Origin of the sequence: Streptomyces griseicoloratus, assembly GCF_014534645.1 — a bacterium.
Taxonomy (GTDB): domain Bacteria; phylum Actinomycetota; class Actinomycetes; order Streptomycetales; family Streptomycetaceae; genus Streptomyces; species Streptomyces griseicoloratus.
In genome coordinates, this window is record NZ_JACVQF010000211.1 from 183,499 (window position 1) to 192,375 (window position 8,877).

An 8,877-nucleotide genomic window follows, 5' to 3' on the forward strand; every position below is an offset into this window, starting at 1 on the left:
GGCGACGCTTCAAGATCCCTTCCACGCCTCGCCCACAGACCCCGGCATACGGCCGCTCCGGGCGCACACGCCTCCACATGCGCGAAGACCCCGACCTCAGCGTTGCCGCTGGTGACGGGGTCTTTAGGCACCTCACAAGGGGTGCCCCCGGCAGGATTCGAACCTGCGCACACGGCTCCGGAGGCCGTCAAATTTTACGGTGTCCGCGCAGGTCAGCAGCCTGCTGATGGCCGTCATGCATGTCCTCGTCCACGGATAGTCCGCGATCGCCGGTCCGCAGGCAGATGTGTCAAGTGGATGCGTACCTATGCCGGCCCCAGGCCTCGGGCCGGTAGGCGCACGTCTGACCTGAGCGGGTGGGGTCCCTCGTCGGTCGGGCAGCTTCGCCGCACCCGGGTTCTCCGAGGGGCGCCAAGGCTCACTCCGTGACGCTTGCGCTTGGCCTTGGCGCCCCTCGGAGGTTCCGGGTACGCCCGCAGGGTGTCCGACCGACGAGGGACCTCACCCGCGATCTGCCACGACAGACGTCGCCAGGGTGGAACCACCCCTCAGAAAGAGGGCCGGGGCTTGGGGCGGAGCCCCGAAAAGCCGATGGTGCCGTCGTCGCGTGCGCCCCGGAACCCCTCGGAGTCGGAGCGTCCTGGTGGCGTTTTGCCCTCAGGCGCGGGTTTCAGCAGCTTGTGAGATCGCGGGTCAAGTACCGGAACCACGCAAGGATGCATCACTGATTTCCGTCGGCGACTGTTGCGCCCCCCGTCTGCAACTGATCGCCCCTCTTCCTGATGGCAAGTCAGCGATTAGGTGTACGATACCTGCCACTCAAGATGAGGCCGTCTTGATCATGGGGCTGCCGCCCTGTAGCGCGGCAGGTTGGGGGGAGTACCACGTGGTGGGGATCGCGCAAGCAGTGCAAGCAGGTACCGAGCTTCGGAAGCCGCTCACTGCTCTGATCAACAAGGGATGCATGCCGGTGGGCGGCGTCTTCCGGCTTGACTACGATTCTGCTGTCGTGCTGACCGATGACTTCAAGAAGCAGCAAGCGGGAGGCGTTCCCCGCGGCGGCTTTCTTCTCGCGGTTGCAGGCGACAGCACAGAAGCTGGATTCATACTGGAAGACCAGGAAATCATTCTCCTCCGCGTCCGGGGAACTGCGCCGCTCCCGAATGAAGCGGAGCTGATTCAGACGCGCCTGGCTGTGGTGCGGGATGCAGGAGCATCGGGTGTCGGCTTCGATGACGTCACCGACGACCTCACCCGTAACGAGCTGCAGCAGTCTGCCTTTGATTGCGAGGTCCTCGGGACCTTCTACACGGAGACAGATGCCCGGGACGCAGAAATCAAATATGGGGCAGACATTGATAATGTCGTTGTATCTGCGCGTTACCAGGTCTTCCTACCTTCCCTCGAAGTTCTGTCATGGATTGCCTCGTATCCAGAACCAGCCGACGCTCGTGACGCCCTAACAATCGGAAAGGTTCGATTCGCGGCAACGCGACGGAAAGCTTTGGTTGCTGGCACTGATCAGGCCCAGGTCCGTATCGATGTGTCTGACTTTGTTGGTCGGAAGACTGCAGTGTTCGGCATGACGCGAACGGGAAAATCCAATACGATCAAGACGTTGGCCACCGCCATTCATAGGTATGGGTCGGAGCATCAGAAGTCTATCGGTCAACTGATCTTTGATCCGCAAGGCGAGTACGCCAATGTAAATAAGCAGGACGGGACTGGGCTCCGACTTCTCGGCGACGATGACAGCACCGTACGCATTTACAAGGTAAATCCAGATCCTTCTGACTCACGTGAGAAGACTCTCCGGCTGAACTTTTACGACCGCGACGTCCTCGATGCTGCGTGGAGTCTGGTAAGTGACGCTGCCGCCACGGTTAACACCAACTACGCTAAGTCTTTCCGTGCCGCTGATTTCACCGAACCCGACCCGCAGAACTACAGCGCACACAATCGCTGGGGCTGGGCACTAGTTGCCCTCTATGGTCTACTAGCTAAGTGCGGGTTCTCTGCGGATAGCATTCCGCCGCTTCGGATTTCACTTGGCGCAGATAATGCTGAAGCCTTCCTTGAGAAACATCCTGGCGCTATTTCCCCGGCTGGTCGCGGCTATTACAGCATAGCTACGCCGGGCGCTGCCCTTGCACTTGCCACGTGGGTCGGCAAAAGGCCGGATCAATTTCCGAAGTGGCACGATGTTGAAAACAGCAGGTTTCCCGATATTTACGGCGTGTATGAGTACACCGGCGTCACTTCGGCCATCCGTTCGATTCGCGCCTTCCATGGGGCGGAGTCGGCCGGTGACGTTGCAGAACTCCTTTGGCAGGACATGCTTGCGGGGAGGCTGGCAATTGTGGACTTGTCGAGTGGCAACGAAGACGTGACCAAGGTCATGTCCGAACGTATCGTCACCCATCTCCTCAACCGTGCCGGCGAGCGCTTCCGAGCAGACCAGGATCCAGCGGCACTGCAAATCATTGTGGAGGAGGCGCACAACCTCTTCGAGCGCGGCGGGCGAGAGGTTGCCTCTAATCCCTGGGTTCGACTTTCGAAGGAGGCTGCTAAATATCGGATGGGTCTAATTTATGCGACCCAAGAGGTGACGTCCGTCGATAAGCGGATTCTTTCGAATACGTCGAATTGGCTGATCGCTCACCTGAATTCCGATCATGAAACGCGGGAGTTGGCACACTACTACGACTTCAAGGTCTGGGTGCCTAGCATTCTGCGTGCTGAGGATGTCGGCTTCGCGCGCATGAAGACTTACTCCGGAAAGTACATCGTGCCAGTGCAGATCGCGCAATTCGATCACTCAATGGTCAATGAGGCGCGCAAGGCCGCTGGCTTGGACGCCATCTCTTTCGTGGAGACAGGTGAGTGATTGTGTCTTACGAGGGAGAGAAAGCTTCGCGCCTTGGGCATGTTGGAACGGTCCGGAACGAGGCGGTGAAGAACGCCCTACAGCGTTGGGAGATCACGACCGCCAAGCCGAAGAGCACCGAGGCGATAGCTGAATTGTGCAGTCCGCTTGAGAAGCTGCCCCTCGTTGGTAATGCAAAGGATGTCGACTTCTCCATCACTGTGGACGGTTCGGACACTGAGGTGGAAGCGACGCGTGACCATCCGACAGTCAAAGTGGGCTACCTGCGGGTCGCCGGATCCATGGTGCAACTGGACGTCTTCCGCAGCTTGAGAAATGTCCGCTACATCGACCCTCGCGTCGTTCGTCAATCGCAAACCGAATATGCTTTCGATGTGGCGCTGCCTGGGTCCCAGTTGGCGCGGCCAGGTATGACCGGGATAGAGACTTGGAGAAGCGAGCTAGATGCATTTCTCCTTAACTCCCGTTTCGACTCAAGCACGACAATGACTTTGGCCGATGGGCTTTTGGCGCTGCACGGGACGAAGGCCGCGCCGGCGAAAAGGATCCCTCTCCGGGTTTGCCCGGGGTGCGGGTTGAAGGCGCGAGATGAGAACACCTTGACTGTTGATGCAAACGGTGGAGTGTGCCCCTCATGTCAAGATCACCTTTATCTTGCCGACGTGCTTCGAACTCACGAGGAATATAACGTCGAGGGTTCGAACTTCACGCCGTTGGGGCGTGTCATGACGGCATCCGAGCGCCTCATGTCACTCTGCTATTTGGACTTCTTTTCCAATACGGCACCCACGGTTCTCCAGCATACGATATTCATAACTGATGGCCCGCTTGCGATGTTCGGTCCGCTTGCGCCGCTGAAGCGCCGCTTCCAAACGTACCTCAGTGACATGAGTAGATGGTGCAAAACGCAGGGCCTCGTGGCGCCACTAATGGTTGGGATCGAGAAGTCTGGAGCATTCGTTGAGCATGCCGAGCAGATCCGCGATTTGATACCTGTCGGTCATGTTATGCGATTGACGAATGACTACATTAACCGGATTTCTGGCAGGCCTGCAAGCAACCAGTACGGGGTTGATGAGTTTTACGGCCGGCGCTTCATCTACCGAACAAGTTCGGGAGATGTGTTGGTTATCACGGTGAACCCGGCTCCTGGAATCTCTCCGTATGACGGGAGTGCCGAGGCTGAAGGGTGGGAGGCCTACCCCACGCTCCGTCTCATCTGCGAGGTGCTTGACTCGCTACGGACTCGTATGTATCGGCATGCCGTCGTTCCAGTGGCACTGGCGCACTCGGCGGCTGCCCTGCCGCTGGGGGTTGGCCGTTCTGTCCTTACGATGATGGCGCAGCAAAACATTCCCGGGTTGAAAGTCGACCTCCAAGCCGTTCAGCCGCCGACGTATTTCAAGAGGTAGTTGGTATGGTTCAGAACCCTGCCTTCATCAGGCATGATGTCATCATGCCTGATGCCCTGCCAGCCACCTCTGACCTCCCATCCGAGCTCAGTCAATCGACCGTTCCGCCAGAAACGGGCAATGAGGTAAATAGAGAGACTAAGCGTCTGGTTGCCGACCTTTCGGCCATTTCGCATCAGCTGGCGCGCGGTCGCTACCAGTCTCCGCTGCGTTATCCGGGTGCTAAATCATCGCTTGCTCCAGTTATCGCGCGGGTTATCACCACGGCGACTAAATCCCGTGCGGTGCCTGAAGTGAACCTTCTTGTCGAGCCATTTGCTGGCGGCGCTTCTGCTTCATTGCGCATGATCGGGGAGGGGGTCGTCGAACGTATCCTTCTTGCGGATGCCGACCCGCTCGTTGCCGCCTTCTGGCAGGCGGCGGCCGACGATACAGAGCGGCTTGTGGATCGCATGTATGACGAATGGAAGCGATTCGTTCGTGGTGGTGGTGCCATTGCCGTAGAGCGATGGGATTATTGGCGTAATTGGGCACCCGGCGCCGGCTTGAAGTCGAGTGACCTTAGGCTGGAAGTCGCAACTAAGTGCCTTTTCCTTAATCGCACGACTTTTTCCGGTATTTTGCACGGCAAAGCTGGTCCTATCGGCGGGCGCGCGCAAGCGAGTAAGTATCCGATAGGGTGTCGCTGGAATCCTGAAGCCATCGCTGAGCGCCTTCAGTATGTCGGTCATCTTTATGACACCGGCCGCCTCGTTGATGTCTGGTGCAAGGACTGGAGGCAGACTCTAGACGATATTCCTGAGCGATATCCGCAGCTTCTGCCATCTCGGGTCGTCGCCTACTTGGATCCCCCGTATGTAGAGAAGTCGTCACTTCTTTACCGCACCTCGTTCGACCCCCGCGGCGGTTATGGGGGTGACGGTCTCGGCTCATCTCGGCCATGGGATGACAGCCTGCATCTGGGCCTCGCCGAGTATCTGCGAACCAAGGCCCAGTTCCGGTGGCTCCTTAGTTACGATAATCATCCAATACTCACTCAAAGTCCTTGGTTCTATGCACCCGATCGAATGTCGCCGTCTGAGTCCGACCGCGAGTCACTCGGGGTTCGACGTTGGAGAATCACCAAGCGGCTGGTCAGCACCCGGTATACGGCAGCTGGTCGTGTCGGCAAGCGTTCTGCTGACGAGCTGCTAATTACTACGTTGCCGCCTACAACTGTTCCGGTCGACGATCAACTGCGTCCGCTGGGCAAAGCGGAGGCATCTTGACTCGCCTGTTGAAAGGTTGAGGGCGGCGCTCGGTGTGCGTGCCGGAGCGTGGCGGAGACAGGAGCGCCGGCGCGCACACCGAGCGCCGCCGCGCGGGGAGCGGAGCGAGCCGCCTTGAACCCGTAGAGAAGGTTGTAACTCAGTAGGACTCAGGTGCTGGTTGACCTGTCCGGTCCTCTGGTTGCTGTGATCCTGCGTGCTTGTTCTGCTGCGCGCTGAAGTGCCTGGGCCACTTGGTCGGCGTCGTCGGCGTTCAGCAGGATCTCTTGTGTCCAGAGGATCGAGAGCCTGACGGTGCCGTCGTGCAGGTGTACGGCTACGTCGACTTCTGTGTCATATCCGGCTGCGTCCCGAATGCCGTCCAGGCCTAGGTCGCTGGCGAACGCGCTCATGCTCCGATGCTCCACAGCGGGGCGTCGTACTGGCCCGGTCGGCTGTGGATGAGAAGCCGGCGTAGCTCGTCGCGCTGGGAGCCTCTGAGGCTCAAGGCCTCGGTGATGTGGCGGAACGTCGTGTGGGTGACTCCGCGGGCTCGGGCCTCACTCTGGAACTGGTCGAGTCGAGACAGTACGTCGCCGGGGTTCAGCTTCGTCGGTGGCCGCTCAGCGAGCCATGCTGCCTTGTTGCGTTCGTAGTCGATCTCCGAGAAGCCGCAGATTTCGCGGCTGTGTGCCTCGGCCTCGTCCAGGGTGGCGGTCGTCATGATGGCGCGGGCCAGGCTGTTGCGGCTGACCGCGTCGTCCAGGTCGACTTCGTGGACCGTGGGTCCTTCGTCGGTGAGGGCGACGGGAAGGCCGGCGTCGCGCACCTCGCAGATGCCGCGGGCTCCTCGGGCTGTTGCGGCGAGCATGGCGGTGGCCTCCGAGGGGTGCCATTCCAGGATGCTGCCGATCGTCTCCACGTCCTCGGCCGTGAAGGTGTGGACGGAAGTGCCGAACAGAGGGCGCAGGTCGTCGGGGGAGATCTCGCCGTCCAGACCGGGGCCTGCGACCAGGAGCCGGATCGGGGCGTTGACCTGGCAGCAGGCGGCGAGGGTGAGGGCGTCGGCGAGGGGGCTCTTGAGGGTGGGTTCGTCGCCCTGGGCGAGGATGTCGCCGCCAACGTCGAGCAGATCGATCGAGGCCGGCGCCAGGTGGGACACCAGCTCTTCGAGCTGGCGAGTGATGCCCTCGGCGCCGTGGTGCGGGTCGAGCAGAGCCAGTGTGTGCGGGAGCTCTGTCGCGAGTCGGGGGAGTGTGGAGCCCGCCGGGGCGATCGGCTGGGCCTCGGCCGGCACCGACCAGACGGACTGAGTGACGGGTTCGAGTCCCGTGAAGCTGTCGGCTCCCCGTGGTCCCGGGAGGGGGTCGATCAGGAGGCGGTCCCACGCGTACGTGAGGATCACCGCCTGGTCTTCGTCGCCGTAGAGGGCGGCGTGAAGCATGGCGGCGGCGACTGCGTCGCCCCCTCCTCCTGCTGCGACGATCAACCGCGTCATGCGCTCAGAGTACGGGTTCATGGGTTGGCCACTCACCCTATAGTGGCTAAAGGCCATAGCCACTTGGACGAGGAAGGGAGGGGAGATGCCGCAGATCGAAGAGGCCCAGCCGAAGTATCTCCAGATCGCCCACTACATCCGTGACCAGATCCTTCGGGGTGACCTGCGGCCGGGGGACGAGGTTCCCTCGGAACGGCAGCTCGCCGCGGACTGGAAGGTATCCCGACCTACGGCCGCGCGGTCGTTGGAGGCACTGAGCCATCAGGGCCTGGTCGAGAAGCGTCAGGGCTCGGGGACGTACGTGCGCAGCCTGGAAGTGAACCGCAGGGCAAGGGAGTTGTATGGGCGTGCCCGACAGACCGGGAAGATCTACACGCCCGGTGAGTACGCAGTGATCACTTCGGCCGGTTGGCTGGAGGCTCCGGACTACGTCGCCGAGGCCCTGGGGCTGGTGAAGGATCGTCGGGCCGTGCACCGCCGGCGGGTGACGAACAACCAGGACGGTCCAATCAACTTGTCCACTTCGTGGTTCGCTGCGGACGTCGGCCAGCGGGCGCCCAAGCTCACGGATCCCGAGCGGATCCAGGAAGGGACGCTCATGTACGTCGAGCGGATGACCGGGCGCCAAGGCAGCTATGCCGAGGACCGTATGTGCGCTCGGTCCGCTACGGACGAGGAAGCGGCTGATCTGAGGTTGGAGCCGGGATCCGCGGTTCTCATCGTCCATCATGTCGTCTTCGACCTCCAGGACCGCCCTCTGGAGTTCGCCGAAGCCACCTACCCGCCGCACCGCTGGGCGTTCGAGCAGGGCTACCCGCTCACCTGACGACGACTCGCCAGTTCCGGCGAACCGCTTGCACCTCTCAAGTGGCTAACGCCACTATCCAGAAAGTGGCTAAGGCCACTTGAGGTGAAGGGGGCACGACGTGACGAGTCGGCGGCCGGTACAGGGCGCGCGGTTAGCTTGCCGGGGGTGTCGGGGGCGTGGATGGAAGCGCGTCGGCTCCCGAACGGCGCTGGCGCTCTCCACGGCCAACGACCGCGACCGTGCCACGTCGAAGCGGCGCTGCCTCGACTGCGACGGCAGCGGCAAGGAGTGAGCACGCATGGCCTACACGATCGACCGCCACCCCTGTGAGGACTCGCCGCGGCTCGGAGCGATGACCTTGCATCCGGAGCCCGAGTCCGTCCCCCGCGCCCGGCGCTGGTTCCGCAAGTTCATCGCTCCGTACAACCCGGCCTGCTCGATCGACGACTGCACGCTGATGATCTCGGAACTGGTGACCAACGCCATCCGCTACGGGAGGTCGGACGACTCGTGGGTGGTGCGGGTCGAGTGGTACCGCGAGGGAACCTCGCTCCGCGTCGACGTGCACAACCCGGGCTTCCCGGCGAGTGTGCGGCTGCGGCACCCGGAGGCGGACGACGCCCACGGGCGGGGATTGCTCCTGGTCGACTCCATCGCCGACTCCTGGCGCTCCGGGCCCAGCTGCTTCGGTGGAACGGTCGTCTCCTTCGTGGTCGCCGATGCCTGGCCGGCGTGATGGGATAGCCCACCTCTTCTACTGCCACCGTGAATCTGTCGCTAGGCTGGTTGACCAGTTGACTTGGCCAATCCTGACGGGCGGCGTTCATGGCGTATGAAGTGGAGCCACCGAAGTACGTGCGCCTCGCGCAGACGCTTCAGCGGCGCATCGAGGACGGCACGTACGCGCCCGGCACCCGCGTACCGAGCGAGAACCAGTTGGTGCAGGCCTTCGGGATGTCCCGCCCGACCGTCGTCCGGGCTCTGGAGCTGCTGAAGCGGGACGGCTGGCTCGAGTCCCGGCAGGG

8 protein-coding genes are annotated in these 8,877 nt (G+C 61.9%); 6 read left to right on the forward strand and 2 right to left on the reverse strand.

The genetic code is table 11. The annotated features are described in order from the left end of the window. Positions 1-886: 886 nt before the first annotated feature. The 3 genes from H0H10_RS25355 (at position 887) to H0H10_RS25365 (ending at position 5,567) form a co-directional block, all read left to right on the forward strand. Positions 887-2,887: an ATP-binding protein gene (locus tag H0H10_RS25355; protein WP_309141889.1), complete on the forward strand. Its 2,001-nt coding sequence runs from the start codon at positions 887-889 to the stop codon at positions 2,885-2,887. Between the two features lie 65 nt (positions 2,888-2,952). Further along, positions 2,953-4,299 (forward strand): hypothetical protein, encoded by a 1,347-nt coding sequence (locus tag H0H10_RS25360; RefSeq protein WP_188183408.1) that lies wholly within the window; start codon positions 2,953-2,955, stop codon positions 4,297-4,299. 5 nt (positions 4,300-4,304) lie between these two features. Next, complete coding sequence (locus H0H10_RS25365) at positions 4,305-5,567, forward strand: DNA adenine methylase (protein ID WP_188183409.1); 1,263 nt, start codon at positions 4,305-4,307, stop codon at positions 5,565-5,567. A gap of 149 nt (positions 5,568-5,716) precedes the next feature. Here H0H10_RS25365 and H0H10_RS25370 read toward each other — a convergent pair whose 3' ends face one another. Together H0H10_RS25370 and H0H10_RS25375 are read right to left on the reverse strand one after the other, a co-directional pair. Continuing rightward, complete coding sequence (locus H0H10_RS25370) at positions 5,717-5,959, reverse strand: hypothetical protein (protein ID WP_188183410.1); 243 nt, start codon at positions 5,957-5,959, stop codon at positions 5,717-5,719. Beyond that, entirely contained in the window at positions 5,956-7,044 is a 1,089-nt protein-coding gene (locus H0H10_RS25375) for a DUF1152 domain-containing protein (RefSeq protein ID WP_188183411.1), read from the reverse strand. The genes H0H10_RS25370 and H0H10_RS25375 overlap by 4 nt, the downstream gene beginning before the upstream one ends. A gap of 85 nt (positions 7,045-7,129) precedes the next feature. Between H0H10_RS25375 and H0H10_RS25380 the strand changes: the two genes are divergently transcribed. From H0H10_RS25380 to H0H10_RS25390, 3 genes are all read left to right on the forward strand, one after another. Continuing rightward, the gene (locus H0H10_RS25380) at positions 7,130-7,870 is read left to right on the forward strand and encodes a GntR family transcriptional regulator (RefSeq protein ID WP_188183412.1); all 741 of its coding nucleotides are present in this window, start codon (positions 7,130-7,132) and stop codon (positions 7,868-7,870) included. A 280-nt stretch (positions 7,871-8,150) separates the two neighbouring features. After that, positions 8,151-8,588, forward strand: a complete 438-nt coding sequence (locus H0H10_RS25385; protein ID WP_188183413.1) for an ATP-binding protein — start codon at positions 8,151-8,153, stop codon at positions 8,586-8,588. 89 nt (positions 8,589-8,677) lie between these two features. Further along, positions 8,678-8,877: GntR family transcriptional regulator (locus H0H10_RS25390; protein ID WP_188183414.1), on the forward strand; the 200-nt coding region annotated here is incomplete at its 3' end.

Excerpts from the sequence above, each read along its gene's own strand:
- H0H10_RS25370 (WP_188183410.1), bottom strand. The coding sequence starts at position 5,959 with ATGAGCGCGTTCGCCAGCGACCTAGGCCTGGACGGCATTCGGGACGCA.
- H0H10_RS25375 (WP_188183411.1), bottom strand. The coding sequence starts at position 7,044 with ATGACGCGGTTGATCGTCGCAGCAGGAGGAGGGGGCGACGCAGTCGCC.
- H0H10_RS25380 (WP_188183412.1), top strand. The coding sequence starts at position 7,130 with ATGCCGCAGATCGAAGAGGCCCAGCCGAAGTATCTCCAGATCGCCCAC.
- H0H10_RS25385 (WP_188183413.1), top strand. The coding sequence starts at position 8,151 with ATGGCCTACACGATCGACCGCCACCCCTGTGAGGACTCGCCGCGGCTC.
- H0H10_RS25365 (WP_188183409.1), top strand. The coding sequence starts at position 4,305 with ATGGTTCAGAACCCTGCCTTCATCAGGCATGATGTCATCATGCCTGAT.